This is a genomic window from Pseudomonas sp. 18.1.10 (assembly GCF_024655625.1).
Taxonomy (GTDB): Bacteria; Pseudomonadota; Gammaproteobacteria; order Pseudomonadales; family Pseudomonadaceae; genus Aquipseudomonas.
On the sequence record NZ_JANLGL010000019.1, the window covers coordinates 19,862 to 42,765 of the forward strand.

20 protein-coding genes are annotated in these 22,904 nt (G+C 61.4%); 8 read left to right on the top strand and 12 right to left on the bottom strand.

Annotated features, from left to right (window positions below; all coding sequences use genetic code 11):
- Positions 1 to 170 precede the first annotated feature (170 nt).
- Positions 171 to 653: a sn-glycerol-3-phosphate transporter gene (locus NUV89_RS05430; RefSeq protein WP_257780574.1), complete on the top strand. Its 483-nt coding sequence runs from the start codon at positions 171 to 173 to the stop codon at positions 651 to 653.
- A gap of 145 nt (positions 654 to 798) precedes the next feature.
- Here NUV89_RS05430 and NUV89_RS05435 read toward each other — a convergent pair whose 3' ends face one another.
- The 5 genes from NUV89_RS05435 to NUV89_RS05455 form a co-directional block, all read right to left on the bottom strand.
- Positions 799 to 1,767 (bottom strand): CDP-6-deoxy-delta-3,4-glucoseen reductase, encoded by a 969-nt coding sequence (locus tag NUV89_RS05435; protein WP_017736944.1) that lies wholly within the window; start codon positions 1,765 to 1,767, stop codon positions 799 to 801.
- Complete coding sequence (ubiD, locus tag NUV89_RS05440; RefSeq protein ID WP_124526857.1) at positions 1,767 to 3,233, bottom strand: 4-hydroxy-3-polyprenylbenzoate decarboxylase; 1,467 nt, start codon at positions 3,231 to 3,233, stop codon at positions 1,767 to 1,769. Before ubiD ends, NUV89_RS05435 begins: the two co-directional genes overlap by 1 nt.
- Positions 3,234 to 3,367: 134 nt before the next feature.
- Positions 3,368 to 4,627 carry a transcription termination factor Rho gene (gene rho / locus NUV89_RS05445; RefSeq protein ID WP_016973082.1) on the bottom strand — a complete coding sequence of 420 codons (1,260 nt, stop codon included), beginning with the start codon at positions 4,625 to 4,627 and terminating at the stop codon, positions 3,368 to 3,370.
- A 234-nt stretch (positions 4,628 to 4,861) separates the two neighbouring features.
- Complete coding sequence (gene trxA / locus NUV89_RS05450) at positions 4,862 to 5,191, bottom strand: thioredoxin TrxA (RefSeq protein ID WP_257780575.1); 330 nt, start codon at positions 5,189 to 5,191, stop codon at positions 4,862 to 4,864.
- Positions 5,192 to 5,299: 108 nt separating this feature from the next.
- A complete protein-coding gene (locus NUV89_RS05455) occupies positions 5,300 to 5,995 on the bottom strand; it encodes a FadR/GntR family transcriptional regulator (protein WP_257780576.1) in 696 nt (231 codons plus the stop codon).
- 262 nt (positions 5,996 to 6,257) lie between these two features.
- Between NUV89_RS05455 and NUV89_RS05460 the strand changes: the two genes are divergently transcribed.
- Genes NUV89_RS05460 through NUV89_RS05475 form a run of 4 tightly spaced genes read left to right on the top strand, consistent with a single transcriptional unit; the run spans position 6,258 to position 9,097 of the window.
- Positions 6,258 to 7,043, top strand: a complete 786-nt coding sequence (locus tag NUV89_RS05460; RefSeq protein ID WP_257780577.1) for a transporter substrate-binding domain-containing protein — start codon at positions 6,258 to 6,260, stop codon at positions 7,041 to 7,043.
- 14 nt (positions 7,044 to 7,057) lie between these two features.
- Positions 7,058 to 7,726 carry an amino acid ABC transporter permease gene (locus NUV89_RS05465; RefSeq protein ID WP_257780578.1) on the top strand — a complete coding sequence of 223 codons (669 nt, stop codon included), beginning with the start codon at positions 7,058 to 7,060 and terminating at the stop codon, positions 7,724 to 7,726.
- Complete coding sequence (locus tag NUV89_RS05470; protein ID WP_257780579.1) at positions 7,723 to 8,373, top strand: amino acid ABC transporter permease; 651 nt, start codon at positions 7,723 to 7,725, stop codon at positions 8,371 to 8,373. Before NUV89_RS05465 ends, NUV89_RS05470 begins: the two co-directional genes overlap by 4 nt.
- A complete protein-coding gene (locus tag NUV89_RS05475; protein ID WP_124526861.1) occupies positions 8,360 to 9,097 on the top strand; it encodes an amino acid ABC transporter ATP-binding protein in 738 nt (245 codons plus the stop codon). The genes NUV89_RS05470 and NUV89_RS05475 overlap by 14 nt, the downstream gene beginning before the upstream one ends.
- On the opposite strand, the gene NUV89_RS05480 is transcribed toward NUV89_RS05475, so the two are convergent.
- The 4 genes from NUV89_RS05480 to NUV89_RS05495 form a co-directional block, all read right to left on the bottom strand.
- Complete coding sequence (locus tag NUV89_RS05480; RefSeq protein WP_257780580.1) at positions 9,078 to 9,617, bottom strand: hypothetical protein; 540 nt, start codon at positions 9,615 to 9,617, stop codon at positions 9,078 to 9,080. The genes NUV89_RS05475 and NUV89_RS05480 overlap by 20 nt on opposite strands.
- On the bottom strand, positions 9,607 to 12,090 hold the full coding sequence (locus NUV89_RS05485) for a fimbria/pilus outer membrane usher protein (RefSeq protein WP_257780581.1): 2,484 nt from the start codon (positions 12,088 to 12,090) through the stop codon (positions 9,607 to 9,609). Before NUV89_RS05485 ends, NUV89_RS05480 begins: the two co-directional genes overlap by 11 nt.
- A 7-nt stretch (positions 12,091 to 12,097) precedes the next feature.
- Positions 12,098 to 12,814, bottom strand: coding sequence for a fimbria/pilus chaperone family protein (locus NUV89_RS05490; protein WP_257780582.1), 717 nt, complete (start codon positions 12,812 to 12,814; stop codon positions 12,098 to 12,100).
- A 104-nt stretch (positions 12,815 to 12,918) separates the two neighbouring features.
- Positions 12,919 to 13,581 (bottom strand): DUF1120 domain-containing protein, encoded by a 663-nt coding sequence (locus NUV89_RS05495; RefSeq protein ID WP_257780583.1) that lies wholly within the window; start codon positions 13,579 to 13,581, stop codon positions 12,919 to 12,921.
- Between the two features lie 448 nt (positions 13,582 to 14,029).
- On the opposite strand from NUV89_RS05495, the gene ppx reads away from it, so the two are divergent.
- Together ppx and NUV89_RS05505 are read left to right on the top strand one after the other, a co-directional pair.
- The gene (ppx, locus tag NUV89_RS05500; RefSeq protein WP_207040388.1) at positions 14,030 to 15,532 is read left to right on the top strand and encodes an exopolyphosphatase; all 1,503 of its coding nucleotides are present in this window, start codon (positions 14,030 to 14,032) and stop codon (positions 15,530 to 15,532) included.
- 282 nt (positions 15,533 to 15,814) lie between these two features.
- Positions 15,815 to 17,056, top strand: a complete 1,242-nt coding sequence (locus tag NUV89_RS05505; RefSeq protein WP_257780584.1) for a hypothetical protein — start codon at positions 15,815 to 15,817, stop codon at positions 17,054 to 17,056.
- 460 nt (positions 17,057 to 17,516) lie between these two features.
- Here the strand turns inward: NUV89_RS05505 and ppk1 are convergent, their stop codons facing one another.
- Together ppk1 and hemB are read right to left on the bottom strand one after the other, a co-directional pair.
- Complete coding sequence (gene ppk1, locus NUV89_RS05510) at positions 17,517 to 19,739, bottom strand: polyphosphate kinase 1 (RefSeq protein ID WP_257780585.1); 2,223 nt, start codon at positions 19,737 to 19,739, stop codon at positions 17,517 to 17,519.
- A gap of 18 nt (positions 19,740 to 19,757) precedes the next feature.
- Entirely contained in the window at positions 19,758 to 20,771 is a 1,014-nt protein-coding gene (hemB, locus tag NUV89_RS05515) for a porphobilinogen synthase (protein ID WP_017736958.1), read from the bottom strand.
- 209 nt (positions 20,772 to 20,980) lie between these two features.
- On the opposite strand from hemB, the gene NUV89_RS05520 reads away from it, so the two are divergent.
- On the top strand, positions 20,981 to 21,616 hold the full coding sequence (locus tag NUV89_RS05520; RefSeq protein ID WP_257780586.1) for a DedA family protein: 636 nt from the start codon (positions 20,981 to 20,983) through the stop codon (positions 21,614 to 21,616).
- Here NUV89_RS05520 and NUV89_RS05525 read toward each other — a convergent pair.
- Positions 21,597 to 22,832, bottom strand: coding sequence for a sterol desaturase family protein (locus tag NUV89_RS05525; RefSeq protein ID WP_257780587.1), 1,236 nt, complete (start codon positions 22,830 to 22,832; stop codon positions 21,597 to 21,599). The two genes, NUV89_RS05520 and NUV89_RS05525, sit on opposite strands and share 20 nt — an antisense overlap.
- Between the last annotated feature and the right edge of the window lie 72 nt (positions 22,833 to 22,904).

The window sequence follows — 22,904 nt, forward strand, 5'->3', positions numbered from 1 at the left end:
TAAAAGAATAAGCAAAAGCATAAGCCGGGGGGCCCGCTCGTCAGGATTTGAGCAGGCATTCCCGCTACCTTCAGCCCCGGTTCAGCCTGGGAACGCAGCAAGCCGTCAAAATAGCGTGCACACAACGACCCACTTAGCCGCCCTTCAAACCGACTATCGAGGTCGCACCCATGAAAAAATTCCGATTGCCGGGCCTGCTGTTCCTGGCCCAGGCCACCACCGCACTGGCGAGCGAAGCGCCAGCGACCGAAGATGACAAAGGCTTCTGGTACGCGCAGACCAGCGTGTACACCCGCCACTTCGCCCCCGACCCCGAGCACAACAACAACCAGGACCTGATTGGCCTGGAGCGCAATGAGGCCTCGGGTTTTGTGTATGGCGGGGCGACCTTTCGCAACTCGTTCCGTCAGCGTTCGTATTACGCCTACGCGGGCAAGCGCTATGACATGACTGACTATCCGGTGTACCTGAAGCTGACAGGCGGGGCGATCCAGGGTTATCGCGGCAAGTACCGCGACAAGATCCCGTTGAACCGTTTTGGCGTGGCGCCGGTGATTATTCCGTCAGTGGGGACCCACTACGGGCCGGTGGCGGCGGAGTTGGTGTTGCTGGGGTTCAATGCGGCGATGGTGACCACTGGCGTGCGCTTCTGACCCTGACACGACACAAATCAATGTGGGAGCGGGCTTGCTCGCGAAAGCGGTGTGTCAGTCAACACATTCGGTGACGGGTCCACCGTATTCGCGAGCAAGCCCGCTCCCACACAAACCAGCTCCCACAGGGGTTCAGCGTAGGGCTTCAGGGGCGGGGGGCGTAGGCAAATACGTCGGCGCGCATCTGGTGCGCATCCATGCCCGCCTCGACCAATGCATCCAGCGTGCCGTAGATCATCGCCGGTGAACCGCTGGCGTAGACATGCACGGCCTTGAGGTCGCTGATGTCTTCGCACACCGCTTCATGCAGCAACCCGCAGCGCCCTTCCCAGCCGCACAGATCGCTGACGACCTTGTGCAGGAACAGGTTGGGCAGTTGCTGCCACTGGTCCCAGTGCTCGATTTCGTAGAAATCTTCCGGGCGCCGCACGCCCCAGTACAGGTGCACCGGGTGCTTGAAGCCGGAAGCGCGGCAGTGTTCGATCAGGCTGTGCATCTGCGCCATGCCGGTGCCGGCGGCGATCAATACCAGCGGCCCGTCCGGCAGTTCGGCCAGGTGGGTGTCGCCAAAGGGCAGTTCGATGCGCGCCATCTGGTCGCGCTGCAGTTGCGCCAGCAGGCTGCGGGCGCTGTCTTCGCGGGCCAGCACATGCAGCTCCAGCTCGCGCCCGCCGTGGGGCGCCGACGCCAGGGAGAACGCCGACTTCTCGCCATTGTCCCGTTCGATCATCAGGTATTGCCCGGCGTGGTAACGCACCGCCTTGCCGGCCGGCGCACGCAGGCGCACGCGCCACACGTCGCCACCGACGTCCACGCACTCGCTCAATTGGCACGACAACTTGCGCAACGGCAACTCTCCCGGCGCCAGCACGCCATCCCACAGCACGATGCAATCTTCCAGCGGCTCGGCAATGCAAGTGTAGAACTCACCGTGGTCACGCACCTCGCCGGCTTGCTGCACCCGGCCTTCCACCAGCAGCGCGGCGCAGATGTGGCACACGCCGTTGCGACAGGCCTGGGGGCATTCGTAGCCCAGGCGGCGCGCGCCTTCGAGGATTCGCTCGCCGGGGACCAGCTCCAGGATGGCGCCGGAAGGTTGCAGGGTTACACGCATCAATCTATTCCCAATTCTTTCCACATGGCATCGACACGGGCCGTGACGGCTTCATCCTTGACGATCACCCGGCCCCACTCACGGGTGGTTTCGCCCGGCCACTTGTGGGTGGCGTCCAGGCCCATCTTCGAGCCCAGGCCCGACACCGGCGAGGCGAAGTCGAGGTAGTCGATCGGCGTGTTGTCGATCATCACCGTGTCGCGCTTGGGGTCCATGCGCGTGGTGATGGCCCAGATCACGTCGTTCCAGTCGCGGGCATTGATGTCGTCGTCGGTGACAATAACGAACTTGGTGTACATGAACTGTCGCAAAAACGACCACACACCGAGCATTACCCGCTTGGCATGGCCTGGGTACGACTTCTTCATGGTCACGATGGCCATGCGGTACGAGCAGCCTTCGGGCGGCAGGTAGAAGTCGGTGATTTCCGGGAATTGCTTTTGCAGGATCGGCACGAACACTTCGTTGAGCGCCACGCCAAGGATCGCCGGCTCATCCGGCGGACGGCCGGTGTAGGTGCTGTGGTAGATCGGCTTGATCCGATGGGTGATGCGCTCGACGGTGAACACCGGGAAGCTGTCGACTTCGTTGTAGTAGCCGGTGTGGTCGCCGTAAGGGCCTTCATCGGCCATTTCGCCCGGGTGAATCACGCCTTCAAGGATGATTTCGGCCGTGGCCGGCACTTGCAGGTCATTGCCACGGCACTTCACCAGTTCGGTGCGGTTGCCGCGCAGCAGGCCGGCGAAGGCGTATTCGGACAGGCTGTCGGGCACCGGAGTCACGGCGCCGAGGATGGTCGCCGGGTCAGCGCCGAGGGCCACGGAAACCGGGAACGGCTGCCCCGGGTGCTTTTCGCACCACTCGCGATAGTCCAGCGCGCCGCCACGGTGGCTCAGCCAACGCATGATTACCTTGTTGCGGCCGATCACTTGCTGGCGGTAGATGCCGAGGTTCTGGCGGTCCTTGTTCGGGCCTTTGGTGACGGTCAGGCCCCAGGTAATCAGCGGGCCGACGTCGCCGGGCCAGCAGGTCTGCACCGGAAGCATGGCGAGGTCGACGTCATCGCCTTCGATGACCACTTCCTGGCACACCGCGTCCTTGACCACCTTGGGCGCCATGGCAATGATCTTGCGGAAGATCGGCAGCTTCGACCAGGCGTCCTTCAGGCCCTTGGGCGGCTCGGGCTCCTTGAGGAAGGCCAGCAGCTTGCCGATCTCGCGCAGTTCGCTGACCGATTCGGCGCCCATGCCAAAGGCCACGCGCTCGGGCGTGCCGAACAGGTTGCCGAGCACCGGAATGTCATAGCCGGTCGGGTTCTCGAACAGCAGCGCCGGGCCCTTGTTGCGCAGGGTGCGGTCGCAAATCTCAGTCATTTCCAGCACCGGGGACACCGGCATCTGGATACGTTTCAACTCTCCGCGCTGCTCAAGTTGCTGCACGAAATCCCGAAGATCCTTGAATTTCATTAACCATGCCACCCGTAAAATAGGCGTACATCCTACCTGCTCCGAGGGGCATTTGGCTGCCGGGCGCTGAAAAAGCGGGCGCAAAAAAAATGGCGCCCCTGAGGGCGCCATTCTTTCGGACCTGAAACGCTGTGTTACTTGCGCTTCATCGACAGGAAGAACTCGTCGTTGGTCTTGGTGGTTTTCAGCTTGTCGACCAGGAACTCGATGGCAGCGACTTCGTCCATCGGGTGCAGCAGCTTGCGCAGGATCCACATGCGCTGCAGTTCGTCGTCGGCGGTCAGCAACTCTTCGCGGCGGGTGCCGGAACGGTTGATGTTGATCGCCGGGAACACGCGTTTTTCCGCGATGCGACGGTCCAGGGGCAGTTCCATGTTGCCGGTACCCTTGAACTCTTCGTAGATCACTTCGTCCATCTTCGAACCGGTTTCAACCAGTGCGGTGGCGATAATGGTCAGCGAGCCGCCTTCTTCGATGTTCCGCGCGGCGCCGAAGAAACGCTTCGGTTTCTCCAGGGCGTGGGCATCGACACCACCGGTCAATACCTTGCCGGAGCTCGGGATCACGGTGTTGTAGGCACGGGCCAGACGGGTGATGGAGTCGAGCAGGATCACCACGTCTTTCTTGTGTTCGACCAGGCGCTTGGCCTTCTCGATCACCATTTCGGCAACCTGCACGTGGCGGGTTGGCGGCTCATCGAACGTCGAGGCAACCACTTCGCCGCGCACGGTGCGCTGCATTTCGGTCACTTCTTCCGGACGTTCATCGATCAGCAATACGATCAGGTGAACTTCAGGATTGTTACGCGCGATGTTCGCTGCAATGTTCTGCAGCATGATGGTCTTACCGGCTTTCGGCGGTGCGACAATCAGGCCACGCTGGCCTTTGCCGATTGGCGCGCACAGGTCGATCACACGGCCGGTCAAGTCTTCGGTGGAACCGTTGCCGGCTTCCATCTTCATGCGCACGGTCGGGAACAGCGGCGTCAGGTTCTCGAAGAGAATCTTGTTCTTCGCGTTCTCGGGACGATCGAAGTTGATCGTGTCGACCTTGAGCAGGGCGAAATAACGCTCGCCTTCCTTTGGAGGGCGGATCTTGCCAACGATGGTGTCACCGGTGCGCAAGTTGAAGCGACGGATCTGGCTCGGCGAGACGTAAATGTCGTCTGGGCCGGCGAGATAGGAAGCGTCAGCAGAGCGGAGGAAGCCGAAGCCGTCCTGGAGAATCTCCAGCACGCCATCACCGGAGATTTCCTCGCCGCTTTTCGCGTGCTTTTTCAGCAGGGAGAAAATCACGTCCTGCTTGCGCGAACGGGCCATATTTTCTATGCCCATTTCTTCGGCCAGCTGGAGCAGGTCGGTAATCGGCTTTTGCTTGAGTTCAGTCAGATTCATATAGGAATGACGTAATCATTTATGGAGGGGGGAAATTAAGCTTTTGGCTTAATGAGGCCGCGCCGCAGAGAAGGCGACAGGATCGCGTACTAATCGAAAAGGAGTGCGTCGGCGACGGCATGCAGGGGGCAGTGGAGAAACCAGTGCGGGGCCGAATGTACCACCTGAGTTTCGGAGCGTCTAGCCCTGTTTCACGAAAAAGCCCCGCAATTTGCGGGGCTTTTTTGACGACGTTTAGAGGCTGGCGTCGAGGAAAGCTTTCAGCTGGGACTTCGACAGTGCGCCTACTTTAGTGGCTGCAACGTCACCATCCTTGAACAGCATCAGCGTCGGGATACCACGTACGCCGTGCTTGGCCGGGGTTTCCTGGTTGTCGTCGATGTTCAACTTGGCGACAGTCAGCTTGCCTTCGTATTCACTTGCAATGTCGTCCAGAACAGGCGCGATCATTTTGCATGGGCCGCACCATTCAGCCCAGTAGTCAACCAGCACCGGGCCAGCAGCCTTCAGTACTTCGGCCTCAAAGGTCGCGTCGGTGACGTGCTTGATAAGATCGCTGCTCATGGATGTCTCCGGTTTGTAAGCAAAAAAAACGTGGCCCATCATAGCCGCCCTTCCACCGTTCAGGAAGCCGCCTCTGATTGAGTCTTGCTATGACCGGTATAGCCCGACTCAAGGCGTTACGGGCGTGACGAAGGCAATGCCGGTGCGCAACGCGGCATTGCGCACGTGTTCCTGCATGGTTTTCTGCGCCGCACTACTGGCACGCCGGGCCAGGGCGCGCAGGATCTTGCGATGCTCCTGCCAGGTTTCCATGGCCCGTTCCGGCCGGATGAACGGTAGTTTCTGGCTCTCCAGGAACACCTCGGCACTGGCGCTGAGAATGCTCACCATCGCCTGGTTGCCGCTGGCCAGCAGGATGCGCTGGTGGAAGTCGAAGTCCAGCCGTGCCGCCGCTTCAAAGTCGCCGGCCTTGAGCACCTTGCGCATCGCCTCGACATTATCCTCAAGGCCGTCCAGTTCAGCCGTGCTCAGCGTCACCGCCGCCAGCCCCGCTGCAAAACCTTCCAGGGCATAGCGCAACTGGAAGATTTCCAACGGCGTGGCCTGCGCCGCAAAGGGCCAGGCAAACCCCGGTGCCTCTTCGGCCGCCTGCACAAACACGCCTTTGCCCGGCTGCACGCTGACCACGCCCAGGGCACTCAACGACGACAACGCCTCACGCAACGACGCCCGGCTCACGCCCAACTGCACCGCCAGATCGCGCTGGGAGGGCAATGCATCGCCCGGGCCGAAGCCTTGTTCCTTGATCAGTTTGCGGATGGCCTGCAGGGCCGCTTCCGGTACGGCTTGGGCGATGGAATTCATAAAAAACTCAAGGTTCCAGTCAACTGAGTGGCTAGTTGTAAAGCTATTCGATGCGGGCGGCAAGCCACGCCCCAAAGGGGCTCGCGGGGTTTTGGCGGCGCTCGAAAAGGGTGCGAAAAATGCAACCACTGTTCAGACCAGTAAGACCACCGCAACGCAACAAAACCCTGGGTTCCAGCCAATCCCACACGTCATGGCATGGGCTGTGCAATCACCGCATGAGCAAAATTCAGAAAAGTCCTTCGCCCTTCGGAGAGTTGCCATGACCAAGCGCTACAGCGCCCTGCTCACTGCCCTGTTTGCCAGCCTGATGCTGGGCCAGGCACCCGCCCAGGCCAACGGTCTGGACGATATCGTCGCCCGTGGCACCCTCAAGGTCGCCGTGCCCCAGGATTTCCCGCCGTTCGGCTCGGTCGGCCCGGACATGAAGCCGCGCGGCCTGGACATCGACACCGCCAAGCTGTTGGCCGAGCAGCTCAAGGTCAAGCTGGAACTGACGCCGGTGAACAGCACCAACCGCATCCCCTTCCTGACCACCGGCAAGGTTGACCTGGTGATCTCCAGCCTGGGCAAGAACGCCGAACGGGAAAAGGTCATCGACTTCTCCAAGGCCTACGCGCCGTTCTACCTGGCGGTGTTCGGCCCGCCTGACGCAGCCATCACCGGCCTGGACGACCTCAAGGGCAAGACCATCAGCGTGACCCGTGGCGCCATCGAAGACATCGAGCTGACCGCCGTCGCACCCAAGGAAGCCACGATCAAGCGCTTCGAAGACAACAACTCCACCATCGCCGCCTACCTGGCCGGCCAGGTCGACCTGATCGCCAGCGGCAACGTGGTGATGGTGGCAATCAGCGAACGCAGCCCGAAACGCGTGCCGGCGCTGAAAGTGAAACTCAAGGACTCGCCGGTGTACGTGGGCGTGAACAAGAACGAGTCGGCGCTGCTGGAGAAGGTCAACCAGATCCTGGTGTCCGCCAAGGCCGACGGCAGCCTGGAAAAGAACGCGCTGCAATGGCTCAAAGAGCCGCTGCCGGCTGATCTCTGAGGCGGAGCTGACCCATGGCCTATCAATTCGACTTTGTGCCCGTGCTGGCCAATACCGACCTGCTGTTGCGCGGCGCACTGTTCACCCTTGAGCTGACGGCCATCGGCGCCCTCCTCGGCGTGGCCCTGGGCACTGTCGGCGCCGTGGTGCGGGCGTGGAAGATCCAGCCGTTTGCCTGGTGCTTTGGCGTGTACGTCGAGTTGATCCGCAACACGCCGTTCCTGGTGCAGCTGTTTTTCATCTTCTTCGGCCTGCCGTCACTGGGGCTGAAGATTACCGAGTGGCAAGCCGCCGTGCTGGCGATGGTTATCAACCTCGGCGCCTACTCCACCGAGATCATCCGCGCCGGCATCCAGGCCATCCCGCGCGGGCAACTGGAAGCCGCGGCGGCACTGGCGATGACGCGCTTCGAAGCGTTCCGTCATGTGGTGCTGCTGCCAGCGCTGGGCAAGGTGTGGCCGGCCCTGAGCAGCCAAATCATCATCGTGATGCTCGGCTCGGCAGTGTGCTCGCAGATCGCCACCGAAGAGTTGAGCTTCGCCGCCAACTTTATCCAGTCCCGCAACTTCCGCGCCTTTGAAACCTACGCCCTGACCACCCTGGTGTACCTGTGCATGGCGTTGATGATTCGCCAACTGCTCAACTGGATCGGCCGCCGCTTCGTGATGAGGAATAGCCGATGAGTGATTTTTCGTTCTGGGACATCGTGCGCAACCTGCTCACCGGCCTGCAATGGACGCTGTTGCTGTCGCTGGTGGCGTTTATCGGCGGCGGCGTGATCGGCTTGCTGGTGATGACGATGCGCATCAGCCGCAAGGCTTTCGCGCGCAACCTCGCGCGCACCTATATCGAACTGTTCCAGGGCACGCCGTTGTTGATGCAGCTGTTCCTGGTGTTTTTCGGTATCGCCCTGCTCGGTATGGATATTTCGCCGTGGCTCGCCGCCGCGATTGCCCTGACCCTGTTTACCAGCGCCTACCTCGCCGAAATCTGGCGCGGCTGCGTCGACTCCATCGCCCACGGGCAATGGGAAGCCTCGGCCAGCCTGGCGCTGAACCCGCTGGAACAGCTGCGCTACGTGATCCTGCCCCAGGCCCTGCGCATTGCCGTGGCGCCCACCGTGGGTTTCTCGGTGCAGGTGGTCAAAGGCACCGCCGTGACCTCGATCATCGGCTTCACCGAACTGACCAAGACCGGCGGCATGCTCGCCAACGCCACCTTCGAGCCCTTCATGGTCTACGGCCTGGTGGCCCTTGGTTACTTTTTGCTCTGCTACCCCTTGTCCCTCAGTGCGCGCTACCTGGAAAGGAGACTGCATGCCTCTGCTTAGAATTTCCGCCCTGCATAAGTATTACGGCGATCACCATGTACTCAAGGGCATCGACCTGACCGTTGAAGAAGGCCAGGTGGTGGCGATCATCGGCCGCAGCGGCTCGGGCAAGTCCACCTTGCTGCGCACCCTCAATGGCCTGGAATCGATCAACGACGGTGTGATCGAGGTCGATGGCGAATACCTGGATGCCGCCCGCGCCGACCTGCGCAGCCTGCGGCAGAAAGTCGGCATGGTGTTCCAGCAGTTCAACCTGTTCCCGCACCTGACGGTGGGCGAAAACGTCATGCTCGCGCCCCAGGTGGTGCAAAAGGTGCCCAAGGCCAAGGCGGCGCAATTGGCCAAACAGATGCTGGAGCGGGTCGGGCTGGGGGAGAAGTTCGACGCTTTTCCCGATCGCCTGTCCGGCGGCCAGCAGCAACGTGTCGCCATCGCCCGCGCCTTGGCCATGTCGCCCAAGGTGCTGTTGTGCGACGAAATCACCTCGGCCCTCGACCCGGAACTGGTCAATGAAGTGCTCAGCGTGGTGCGCCAACTGGCCAAGGACGGCATGACCCTTATCATGGTCACCCACGAAATGCGCTTCGCCCGGGAAGTCGGCGACAAGCTGGTGTTCATGCACCAGGGCAAGGTGCATGAAGTGGGGGACCCCAAGGTGTTGTTCGCCAACCCGCAAACCGCTGAACTGGCGAACTTCATCGGCTCTACGGAACAGCCGGGCTGACCAATTCGAACGTACCCTGCCCTTCCAGCCGCTCCTCATTGCGCACGTGCAGGGCAGCAGACGGCACGTTGGTTTCGACCTCAACCTGGGCGCTCAATCGCTGCCCCGTCACCGGGACTCCAGCGGCGCGGGCCACCAGGACCTGGCCCGGCAACAGCTCACCGCTGGCCGTCTCACCGGGCAGATGGGCCACCTGCCACTCGACGGTGCGCCCATCCACCTGAGCGTGCTTGAGCCGCAGGTGGAAACGCCCCTGTCGACCAAACAGAAAACCTTTACCGTCTGCCGCCCCGATGAAGCGCAACGCCATTGCCGCAGGTGCTGCGCAGGTTACGGTCAACTGCAGCGTGCGAGTGCCAAGCGCCAGGCTGGGCCTCTCGACCAGCGCTTCCCGATGAATGACACCATAGTCGATGCGCGGCTGGCTCACGGTTAACCGGCAATTCTCGGCCTGCACCCCCGGGGCTATCACCATCGTAAAGAGCAGCAAAAAGCCCATACGTTTCGGGTTACCGCCCATGACACACCGCCGATTTAGTCTCATAGAACATGTCATTGTCAGGCTGGGTCCCGGGTTCAAGGCTAATCAGGCAGGTGGAAGAGTCCGGTAATGAAACCCGCAGCGTTTGCGCTTCGTTCGCGTCGTTCAGGAAAATCATGCCCTCGCCCACCACGCTGGTCAGGAACCGATCATCCTTGCCGAACACCGAGGCGCCCTGGGGCAGTTGCCGACCTTGTTGATCGCTGGCCGTGAGCAAGACCCGGCGCACCGTCACCACATCGAACGCCACGGTACTGAAAGACCCTCGGCCGGCGGCGAGCACCTGGGTGCCGTTTTTCAAGTCAACGCGCTTGGGCAGGGACTGGGTCTGCACTTCGACGCGGCTGTTGGTATAAGCGGGCAAACTGGCAATCACCGCCTGCCCGGTAAAATCCGTCCATACCGGCCCTTGCGGGGTATCGACTTTTGCGGCGCCGATATCCCCCACCGACACGATGCCGAACGTGTCCCCCACCGGGTAGGGCGAGAATGTCAGCCCACCTTCGTGAGCCACGACACCACCTTGCAGCTGCCCCGTGTAACTGGTGCCTGATGGGGCACGACTGACGCCAAGGCCAACCCGGGCATAACGCGGCATCAGGTCGACCTGGCCACGCGTCGATTGCTCCTGGGTGCCAAGATCACGCTCGAGGCCCACTTCGTAATTCACATACTCATTGACCCGCTCACTGAGGGCCGTACCGGCGCGGGCCTGGTCGCCACGACGACTGATATAGCTCCTCACCCTGCGCTCTGCGCCCAAGGGCACGCTGACTTGCAGTCGCACTGACAGGTCGTCGTCCAGCGCGGTATCGCGCCCGCGGCTGGCTGGCGAGTCGTCACGGCGAGTACGCGTGCCGCCCACCTGTGAATCGGCGATCAGCGCGACATCGGCGTAGCGGAACGTCTTGTTCCACGAGGCAAAGACATGCTCGGTGCTTTGCCCGTCGAATTGGGCGCTGCGGGTATAGCCCGTGGAGAAACCACCCAGCGTGGGGGACTGCCAGCTCACACCTGCCGTGTATTGGTGCTTGAATCGCGAACCCAGCTCATCGGCCCTGGCCGAACGGCCCGCCTCGAATACCTCGCGATAGTCCTGGTTCTGGGTGGTTACGCTGAGATTGACGTCGACATTGGCAGCCACCGGGCTGCTCAGGGTCACGCTGCTGCGTGCCCCGGATACGGCGTTGCGGCTATCCCGGGAAAGGTTGTGGCGGGCGCTCACGGAAACCCGCTGGAAAAACACACTGCTCAGAGCGCCACCGGCCGACGCATATTCATCGGTGCTCAACAAACCAAAGCCCACCGACGAGTCGCGCCCCAGGCCCCATGTGCCGCTGCCCATGGCAACCACCGGCGATGGTTGCTCTTCCCCCATGTCTTCCCGCATCTTGCCGAGGGAGAAGTAGTAACCCGGCGCTGTCGGTGCAGCCCCCGCGAACGACGCCGCAGGCACCACGAAACTGCGCTTGGCGCCCCGCACATCGATCACGCTGACGTCCAGGTCGCTGGTGCCATTGAGCAACGCCAGCCCCGTCAACCGGAAAGGCCCTTCAGGCACCAGCGTACTGTGGATCAACACACCGGACTGGCGCACCTCAATCCGCGACTGACTTTGGGCCAGCCCCTCCACCACGGCGTTGTTACTGCCTGCCGGTGCTCGCGACTGGCCATCAGGGGAAAACTGCACACCCGACAGCTGGACGCCACCAAACAACGGGTTGTTGCTGGCAATCTGGCCCACCTGGAACGTCGAATGCAGCGCGGCGATATCCCGCTGGGCGTAGGCATACAGGTGCTCAGTGCGGGTATCGCCATTGTCAGACACATAGAACTGGCGACTGCGCACAATCCAATCACCCAGGTTGAAGCCCGCCTCGCTGTAGGCCGACAAAAACCGACTGGTCCCGCCGCGCGAACGGCTGTCGAAGCCCAACACATCGTAATTGAACAGGGCCGCCATGCCGCCCTGGGAAAAATGCCCCGCCTCCCATTGCGGCTCACGAAATGACTGGGTCGGCACCACCAGCGTCACTTCATCGATGCCAGGGCGCAACCGCACCATCGTTGTCGGGAAGGCACCGAGGAAGTCGTGGCAGGCCTGGTCCGCCGTGGCCCCTTTACGAACGACCTCCGGGGGCAGCACCAGCCCGGCTTTTTCCAACAATCCCGGGGTGAAACACAATTGCCCCTGCGCATCGAACTGCGCATCCACCAGCCCAAGCGGGTTGCCATTGACCCGTAGCCCCACCACATGGGTACCCTCGCGAAAACGAGCTGCACTGCGAAAGTAGTCCGAGACCTTGGGGTCAATGCCGTAGGTGGTCAGTGCCGCCAGGTCAAAACCCTCCCCCAACTCCAGGGCGGAGGCGACGCCCGAGGCCCCCCATAGCGTGGCGAACCCCATGAGTAGCGTGGGCACCGGAAGCCTGTTGCTCGAAAGATTGGTCATGAGCCGATCAACCCCCACCGGTACTGATCGAGGTTCGGTAGTTGTCCACCGAAAACCCGTAGACCGTCGCCGGCTGGATCTCGACTTGCGTGAAGTCGCCCAAAGCCCCCTCGACCTTTGCCGCCAAGGTTTCTCCCGGCAGGATGTAGGTACGCGGCAATGTCGCCACGCCCCCTTGAGGCAGCAATTGCACATCGGACGCCAGGCGCACCACATAGGCACTGTCGTTATGCACCGCAAGACGCTCGCCCGACCGCCGCCAGGTCAGCAACTCCCAGGGCGCGTCGTGCCGAGGCAGGCCTCGTGGATGCAGGATCAGCGGCAAATTCTGCCGCACGGTGATGCCGATGGTTGCCCCCCCAGCCGCGCGCGCCTGGGGAATACCCTCGAATGTCACGCGCTTCAAACGCTGGGTCTTCAGCGGCGTCTTCAACGTGGCGATAAAACGCACCAGCTGGGTTTCACCCGCCTCCACCCGCGTAATGGGCGGTGTGACAATCAAGAGCGGTTCGACGTCCTCGGGCACGTTCTCAACGACCGAATGAAGCAGCGCTGGCGCCGCATCGGTATTCTTGATGTTTATCGTGGCCTCGCCCTGTTCTTCATAAAGAATGACCACTGAAGTTTCCGGCAACATACCCTCCGCGACAGCGGCACCGACAAAACAGAGACATCCACTGATACATGACAGTAGCAACTTATTTACAACTGAAAGACTACGCACCCAGTATTCCCCCGCGACCCGTGAGTGAACCTTTGACTTCCAAGCGCCCACATGAAAACAGCCGATAAAAACCTGAGGTCTTTGATCGGCTGTATTTAAATCGCTTAGATGTAATTCAACTCAAGCGATGCACGGCCATCCAGGGTAATGTCACGACTCAGATCCAAGTCCTGGGGTCTATTGATAACCGCCCTCACGGCGATAGTGCCGCTCAGTTGAGAGAGCACGGCGGGGGTGAGCGATGAGCCACTACGCCAGGAGTGCTGGACAGGCAATTGAGCGACTTTGCCATCGTTGCTCTGCCATTGGGTGGCGGTGTCGTTGGCACGCATGATGGGGAACAACGTTGTACCCGAGGACTTGAGATCCCTGAGGGTAATCGCAAAGCCGCCGGTTTTGCGCGCCGCCACCGCCCCCAAGCCATAGTTGTGCGCTTCGGTATAGCCTGCGCCAAGCGCAGTGAGAATGCCCGGGACCTTGCTGGATGCCTGTAGATCCTTGAAGGTCAGCCCGAACTTTGTCGCACCGCTGGCGCAGGTGATGGTCAGGGGAACGGTCCTTTCTTGAAGTGGCGTGAACGCCCCCGGCCGCAGCGAGCCCGAAGGAATGTCGCCATAGTCGACAGTTCCCGACCCCGTCAGGGTGAGGTTACAGGCGGCGGGTTTGATCGTCCCCCTGACGCTCAACTGGGCAGTATTGTTTGCATGAGCGCCGAGTGCTGCCGCCAGGCAGGCGATACCGAGGGTCAATCCAATAATTTTTTTCATATTCGACCTATCACTGAAAGTTTTCAGGTGTATTTATTTTTTGTGCTGAACGATAAAAATCATAAATAAATAACACCACGGCAAAATCGCCGAGTGACAGTCTGCTGCCAAGCCCACCAACTTAAAAATAAGACAGCGCTTCAATTATTGTGGGACCAGCAAACTTGTTCCACCGCCAAAAAAGACCTCAACAGTAGTCCAACATCAAATAGCCTATAAAACACCGGCTTCTGAATTGTAGGGAAAATCACTAATCACATTATTAAAACCTCACACCCATTCACCTACAACAAGTTAGCTCATATAAACAGGCACTCTTAATTACATCCTACATGCCCGACAGCATTTCCCCGCAGACAACACCCGGGAAATTACCCAAGCACAACGCGTTGGCTCCAGCGGTCGATCGTGGCACGATGGCAAGGTTATCGACCGAGACCCCCAAACCATGCCGCAATCCCAAGCCAAGAATCTGTCCCTGATCGCCGCCATCGACCTGGGCTCCAACAGCTTTCACATGGTCGTGGCCAAGGCCCAGAACGGTGAGATCCGCATCCTTGAGCGGCTCGGCGAGAAAGTACAACTGGCTGCCGGGATCGACGACGAGCGCCAGCTCAATGAAGAATCCATGCAACGCGGGCTCGATTGCCTCAAGCGGTTTGCCCAACTGATAAACGGCATGCCCCTGGGCGCCGTACGCATCGTCGGCACCAACGCCCTGCGCGAAGCACGCAACCGTGGCGAATTCATCCGCCGCGCCGAGGAAATCCTCGGGCACCCGGTAGAAGTCATCTCCGGCCGTGAAGAAGCGCGCCTGATCTACCTCGGCGTGTCCCACACCCTGGCCGACACTCCCGGCAAACGCCTGGTCGCCGACATCGGCGGCGGCAGTACCGAGTTCATCATCGGCCAACGATTCGAGCCATTGCTGCGCGAAAGCCTGCAAATGGGCTGCGTCAGCTACACCCAGCGCTACTTCAAGGACGGCAAGATCACCCCGGCACGCTACGCCCAGGCCTACACGGCGGCGCGGCTGGAGATCATGAGCATCGAGCACGCCCTGCACCGCCTGACGTGGGATGAGGCCATCGGCTCATCCGGCACCATCCGCGCCATCGGCCTGGCCCTCAAGGCCGGCGGCCATGGCACCGGCGAAGTGAACGCCGAAGGCCTCGCGTGGCTCAAGCGCAAGCTGTTCAAGCTGGGCGACGCGGAAAAGATCGACTTCGACGGCATCAAGCCTGACCGTCGCACCATTTTCCCCGCGGGCCTGGCGATTCTCGAAGCGATCTTCGACGCCCTCGAACTGCAACGCATGGACCACTGTGACGGCGCCCTGCGTGAAGGTGTGCTCTACGACCTGCTCGGCCGCCATCACCACGAAGACGTGCGTGAGCGCACCCTCAGCTCGCTGATGGAGCGTTACCACGTCGACCTGGAACAAGCGGCCCGGGTGGAGCGCAAAGCCCTGCACGCCTTCGACCAGGTGGCCGAGGACTGGGACCTGGAAGACGGCGTGTGGCGCGAACTGCTCGGCTGGGCGGCCAAGGTGCATGAAGTGGGCCTGGACATCGCCCACTACCATTACCACAAGCACGGCGCCTACCTGATCGAGCACTCCGACCTCGCCGGGTTCTCCCGCGAAGACCAGCAAATGCTCGCCCTGCTGGTGCGCGGCCATCGCCGCAACATCCCCAAGGACAAGTTCGCCGAGTTCGGCGACGAAGGCAGCAAGCTGATCCGCCTGTGCGTACTGCTGCGCTTCGCGATCCTGTTCCACCACATCCGTGGCACCCAGGAAATGCCCCAGGTCACCCTGCGCGCCAACGGCGAGAGCCTGGACGTGGTGTTCCCCAAAGGCTGGCTGGATGAGAACCAACTGACCCAGGCGGACTTCGCCCAGGAAGCGGATTGGCTGACGCGGGTTGGGTTCACGCTGAACGTGCGCTGAGACGCTCTAAAGAACACTGCAAAAACAAATGTGGGAGCGGGCTTGCCCGCGATAGCGGTGGGTCGGTCAACGTATCTGTGACTGATCCACCGCCTTCGCGAGCAAGCCCGCTCCCACACAACCCCGCCTGTCAAAACACCCCCGCCCTTTCGTTAGCCGCTCGTACAAACCTGTCAGATATGACAGTTGTGCCCCTCTCTCGATCAGTCTTTACTCCCGCCCAGCCCTCTCGTTAAACAGAGAGGACCAACAGATCGCAGCGGTCCCAGGGAAGGGCTCATCATGAAATCAGCGGCTGTCACCATTCTGGGCTTTGCCCTCTACGCGATGGGCGTGAGCGTCGCTCATGCGGCCACATGGGCACCCTTCTCTGCCACCGTGGGGGCACAATGCGCGCCGATCGACATCAATGACAGCGGCATCACCGTGGGCAACTGCAGGCCGGCCAGCGCCACCGCCAACAACGTCCCATGGGTGGCCGATGGCGCGGCACACGGCGCCCAGACTGCGCTGGCGCCCCTGGCGAGCGGGCAACCGTGCAGCGTCTGGGCCGTGTCAAACAGCGGGAAAGCCGTGGGCGATTGCAGGGACGCCAACAACTCGTCCTTCGGCGTCGCCTGGAACGCCGCCGCCCCTGGAACAGCGCCCACCAAACTGGACGCCCTACCCGCCACATTATTGATTCCGCTGCTGCGCCCCAAAGATGTCGCCACCAACGGCGCTGCGGTGAATGACCAAGGCGACGTAGCGGGCTCAAGCTTCGACGCCAATAACCGCGCAACCGTGGTGTTCTACGCAGCTGGCAGCGGCGCACCGGAACGCGTATCCGGCTGGGGGGACAATTGCACCGTCGTGGACGTCAACCGGCCCACTACCGGCGCCCCGCAAATTGCCCTCAACTGCCCGAACAATGCCGGCAATTCCACCCCGCGCGTCGCGGAGAAAACCGGCCTGTCGTACACCCTGACCGACCTGGCCCTGCCCGCAGGCGCCAGCTATTGCACAATCAGTGCGTCCACCAACGCCGCCCAATTTATCGGCACATGCGTTTATCCAGACTCTGCAGTGAACGTGGCAAAAAGCGCCTTCTGGAGCAGCAAAACCGCTGCCCCCCTGGTGCTGACATTGTCTTCGGGTTCGAAAAACATGGCGGTCAATGTCAACGAGGCGGGCATGGTGCTCGTCGTGCAGAACACCTCCGATGGACGACAGCAGTACATGTCCTGGCTGCCCTCAACGCTGCCCATTCCAATCATCGCGATCATTACCCTGCCGAGTGGAAGTGTTTGGGGCCAGGCCGGCGCGATTGCCAGCGGCAATGTCGTGGGTTTGAACATCCTCACCAGCGACCAATACTCACAGGCGTGCACCTGGACGCAAACAGCCGGGACCGTATGCCTGCCGTCGATTGGCGGCGGCAAAAACAGCGAGGTGATGGTCATGTCCAAAAACGCCGCGTACATGGCGGGTGTCGTCATGGACGCCACGCAAACCGCTGTTGCGGTAACGACGACGCTGCCCTGAAACGAAGGAGTTATGCGCATGAAATGCACAATGCTCGTCAGGACATTCCTGTGTATGTGGGCCGTCAGCCAAGTCACGATGCCGACGTCTGCCGCTGCCGGAACTTGGAAAAACGGTACATTTTACCCAGGGGGCTCATGGTATTTGGATCGAAGCAATCCGAAGGCAACGGGAGACTCGAATCCAGGGCGTGGCAACTCGGTAAAGGAGCGCAACGCACCTGACATCGCCACCTGCAGAGGTGGCTACCGAATGGTACGAGACAATCCTTACGACACTTACCGAAAAATTCCCTGCTGAGTCACTGACCGAAATACCCATCAGGACCACTAAAAACACCGCAAAACAAATGTGGGAGCGGGCTTGCCCGCGATGACGGTGGGTCAGTCAACTTATCTGTGACTGATCCACCGTCTTCGCGGGCAAGCCCGCTCCCACATGGGGTCCGCGCAAGCCTGAATTAATTCACAGTGAGGATCGGGCTACCCAACCGCTCCAGCAACGTCGCCTGCGCACTGCGCGGGTTCTGGTTGCCGGTTGGCGTGTTGCGCACGTAGCGGCCGTCCGATTGCAGGCTCCAGCTGTGGGTGTTGTCGGTCAGGTAGCTTTCCAGCTCCTTCTTGACCCGCATGATTAGCTTCTTGCCTTCCACCGGGAAGCAGGTCTCGACGCGCTTGTCGAGGTTGCGCTCCATCCAGTCGGCGCTGGAGAGGAACATCTGCTCTTCGCCGCCATTGAGGAAGTAGAACACCCGCGTGTGCTCCAGGAAGCGGCCGATGATCGAGCGCACATGGATGTTATGCGACACGCCGACAATGCCCGGACGCAGGCAGCACATGCCACGCACCACCAGGTCGATGCGCACGCCGGACTGGCTGGCCTTGTACAGCGCGCGGATGATCTTCGGATCGGTCAGCGAGTTGAACTTGGCGATGATGTGCGCCGGTTTGCCGTCGAGGGCGAACTGGGTCTCGCGGGCAATCATGTCGAGCATGCCCTTCTTGAGCGTGAACGGCGCGTGCAGCAGCTTCTTCATGCGCAGGGTCTTGCCCATGCCGATCAACTGGCTGAACAACTTGCCGACGTCTTCGCACAAGGCGTCGTCGGACGTCAGCAGGCTGTAGTCGGTGTAGAGCTTGGCGTTGCCGGCGTGGTAGTTGCCGGTGCCCAAGTGGGCGTAGCGCACGATCTCACCGGCTTCGCGGCGCAGGATCAGCATCATCTTGGCGTGGGTCTTGAAGCCGACCACGCCGTAGATCACCACCGCGCCCGCCGCTTGCAGGCGGCTGGCCAGTTGCAGGTTGGACTCTTCGTCGAAGCGCGCGCGCAGTTCGATTACGGCGGTGACTTCCTTGCCGTTACGCGCGGCATCCACCAACGCATCGACGATTTCCGAGTTGGCGCCGGAGCGGTACAGCGTTTGGCGCACGGCCAATACATGCGGGTCCTTGGCGGCCTGGCGCAGCAGGTCGACCACCGGGGTGAAGGACTCGAACGGGTGCAGCAGCAGGATGTCCTGCTTGCTCACCACGCTGAAGATGTTCTCGCTGTTTTGCAGCAGTTTCGGGATCTGCGGGGTGAACGGCGTGTATTGCAGCTCCGGGTGGCTGTCCAGGCCGGTGATGCTGAACAGGCGCGTCAGGTTCACCGGGCCGTTGACTTGATACAGCTCGGACTCTGCGAGGTTGAACTGCTTGAGCAGGTAGTCCGACAGGTGTTTCGGGCAGGTATCCGCCACTTCCAGGCGCACCGCATCACCGTAGCGCCGCGAGAACAGCTCGCCGCGCAGGGCGCGGGCCAGGTCTTCGACGTCTTCGGAGTCCAGCGCCAGGTCGGCGTTACGGGTCAGGCGGAACTGGTAGCAGCCTTTTACCTTCATGCCCTGGAACAGGTCATCGGCGTGGGCATGGATCATCGACGAGAGGAATACATAGTTGTCGCCAGCGCCCCCCACCTCTTCCGGTACCTTGATGATCCGTGGCAGCAAGCGCGGTGCCGGGATGATCGCCAGGCCGGAATCGCGACCGAAGGCGTCGATGCCTTCCAGCTCGACGATAAAGTTGAGGCTCTTGTTCACCAGCAACGGGAACGGGTGCGTCGGATCGAGGCCGATCGGCGTGATGATCGGCGAGATCTCGTCGCGGAAGTAACGGCGCACCCACGTCTTGATCTTGGTGGTCCAGTGGCGGCGACGGATGAAGCGGACCTGATGTTTTTCCAGTTCCGGCAGCAGGATGTCGTTGAGGATCGCGTATTGGCGGTCCACATGGCCGTGTACCAGCTCGCTGATGCGCGCCAGGGCTTGATGGGGTTGCAGGCCGTCGGCGCCGGCTTGTTCACGGGCGAAGGTGATCTGCTTCTTGAGGCCGGCGACGCGGATCTCGAAGAACTCGTCCAGGTTGCTGGAGAAGATCAGCAGGAACTTCAGCCGTTCCAGCAACGGGTAGGACTCATCCAGCGCCTGTTCCAGCACGCGGATATTGAATTGCAGTTGCGACAGCTCGCGGTGGATGTACAGGCTGCTGTCATCCAGGTTGGTCACCGCGACCACCGGTGCCGGCGCCGGGGCTTCGACCACCACGGCAGGTGGCGCTGGCTCCAGCTCGGGCGGGGTCTCGGTGACTTGTTCAACCACCGGGTGAGCGTCTTTTACGGCAACTTCTGTGAGTCCTTCGGTATTCATCGAGTGTTCCTGTGAGGGCTATTGTTGCTCTCTAAGCAATTGGGCAGCGCGGGCGGCGAAGTAAGTCAGAATGCCATCAGCGCCGGCACGTTTAAAGGCAGTCAGGGATTCAAGGATCACCCCTTCACTCAACCAGCCATTCTGGATCGCGGCCATGTGCATGGCGTATTCACCGCTGACCTGATAGACAAAGGTCGGCACTTTGAATTCCTCTTTGACCCGGTAAAGGATGTCCAGGTACGGCATCCCGGGCTTGACCATCACCATGTCGGCGCCTTCGGCCAGGTCCGCCGCCACTTCGTGCAGGGCTTCCTGGCTGTTGGCCGGGTCCATCTGGTACGAAGCCTTGTTGGCCTTGCCCAGGTTCAGCGCCGAACCCACCGCATCGCGGAACGGGCCGTAATAGGCGCTGGCATACTTGGCCGAGTAGGCCATGATCCGCACATTGACGTGGCCGGCCAGTTCCAGGGCTTCGCGGATCGCCTGGATGCGGCCGTCCATCATGTCCGACGGCGCAACCACTTGGGCGCCTGCGGCCGCGTGGGACAAGGCTTGCTTGACCAGCGCATCGACAGTGATGTCGTTCTGAACATAGCCGTCCTCGTCCAGAATGCCATCCTGGCCGTGGGTAGTGAACGGATCAAGGGCGACGTCGGTGATGACGCCCAGCTCCGGGAAACGCTCGCGCAAGGCGCGGGTGGCGCGCTGGGCGATGCCTTCCGGGTTCCAGGCTTCGGCGGCGTCGAGGGACTTGAGCTCGGGCGGCGTGACCGGGAACAGCGCCAACGCCGGAATGCCCAACTCGACCCAGCCGGCCGCTTCGATCAGCAGTTGATCGATGGTCAAGCGCTCTACGCCCGGCATCGAGGCCACCGCTTCCCGGCGATTTTCACCGTCGAGCACAAACACCGGCAGGATCAGATCATTCGTCGTCAGCACGTTTTCACGGACCAGGCGGCGAGAAAAATCATCACGGCGATTGCGACGCAGGCGGGTAGCGGGGAACAGGCGATTGGCAGGGGTAAAGCTCACGACAGACTCCTGAGCCCGCGTTTACGGGCGAGCGTTGCAGTTATAAGCGGGCATTATGACGAATGAATGACAGTTGTGCTTATCGGTGCGACCTGTAGCCGCATTCACCGTTTATGTAGGAATTGTTCACTTCGTGACACATCTCGATACTTTCACGAATGTTCACGAAGGCGTAGGCTGCGCGTTCATTTCGCCAGCACCCCCAGACCATGCTTCAACAATTTCTGCATGACTTCGGCTACTTTGCGCTCTTCCTGGGCACCTTCTTTGAAGGCGAGACCATCCTGGTTCTCGCAGGCTTCCTGGCGTTCCGTGGGTACATGGATATCAACCTGGTGGTGGTCGTTGCCTTTTTTGGCAGCTACGCCGGCGACCAGCTTTGGTATTACATGGGCCGCAAACACGGGCGCAAATTGTTGGCACGCAAACCCCGCTGGCAATTGATGGGCGACAAGGCCCTGGGGCATATCCGCAAGCACCCGGACCTGTGGGTGTTGAGCTTCCGCTTCGTTTACGGATTGCGCACGGTCATGCCGGTAGCGATTGGCCTGTCCGGCTACCCGCCCTTGCGCTACCTGATTCTCAACGGGATTGGCGCGGCGATCTGGGCGGCCGCACTGGGCGCGGCCGCGTACCACTTCGGCGCAGTGCTGGAAGGCATGCTGGGCAGCGTCAAGAAGTACGAGCTGTGGGTGCTGGGCGCCTTGCTGGTCCTGGGCTTCGGCCTGTGGCTGCGCCGCCGCTTCAAGAACGCGCGCATCGCCCGCGAGGCGTGTGCCGACGCCAAGGCCCGGCTCGCCGCCGAGCCGGCCCCGGTCGAAACGCCTAAGACGCCAGTCGAGTAAGCCGGCTTCTGCAACAGTAGAGGCCGATCACGCTGAGCAGGCTGTAGCTCGCCAAGCCCAGCCAGCCCAGGTTGCTGGCCGGCCACAGCCCCACCTGCGGCGCCAGCCACACCAACGGCACGTTCAGCACCAGCCGCGCCAGTTCGGCCTTCAGCGCCCACGGGCGGTTCTCCAGGGCCACGCCCAGGGTAAACAAGCCCAGCGCCATCGCACTCCAACCCAGGATCAGCGCGGCCGTGGGCAACCCCTCGCCGAAATTCATCAGGTAGCTGCCAAAGCCCACATACGCGGCGAACTGCAGGGCGATGTACACCTGTTGGCGCACATCCAGCGCTACTTCGAACTTACGGAACTGACTCAAGTCGTGCTTGGCCAACGGGTACTTGGCCTTCACATCCGCCGGCCGCCAACCCGTGCGCATGAACCAGATGCGCAGCTTGTCCCACCAACGCTCGGTGCGCCGCGCATCACTCCACAACTGTGCATAAAACTGCAGGTTGGCCCACAACGGGTTCCAGCTGGCCAGGGGCGTGGTCACGCCGAAAATCACCGGCTCGTTGTCGTCTTCTTCCTGGAAGGTGCCGAACAGGCGGTCCCAAATAATGAACACCCCGCCGTAGTTGCGATCCATGTAGAGAGCGTTCTGCGCATGGTGGGCGCGATGATTGGACGGCGTGACGAAGAACCACTCGTACCAACCCAGCTTGGGCACATGGCGCGTGTGCACCCAGAATTGGTACAGCAGGTTGAGGGAAGCCACGCTGATAAACACCACCAGCGGCACGCCGACCACGGCCAGGGGCAGGTAGAAGATCCAGCTCAGCAGGAAGCCGGTGCTGGTCTGGCGCAGGGCGGTGCTGAGGTTGTAGTCCTCGCTTTGGTGATGCACCGAGTGCGCGGCCCAGAGGATGTTGCGCTCGTGCCCCATGCGGTGCAGCCAGTAGTAGCAGAAGTCATAGAGCACAAAGGCGAACACCCAGGTCCAGGGGTTCTGGGCCGGCAATTCAAACAACGCCAGGTGCTTGAGGGCGAAAGCGTAGGTCAACAGGCCCACGCCCTTGGTCAACAGTCCCGTGGTGGTGGACAGCACACCGGTGCTGAGGCTGTTGATGGCGTCCGCCACCCGATAGTTGCGCTCGCCACGCCAGCGGTCGGCGAGCAGCTCCACCATGATCAAGGCGATGAAAAACGGTACCGCGTAAGGCACGAAGTCCATGGGCTAGTCCGGTCTATTTTTGTTACATCTAGAGTAGGTGTAGCGGCGCACGAGCCCATTGGCAACAGGTGA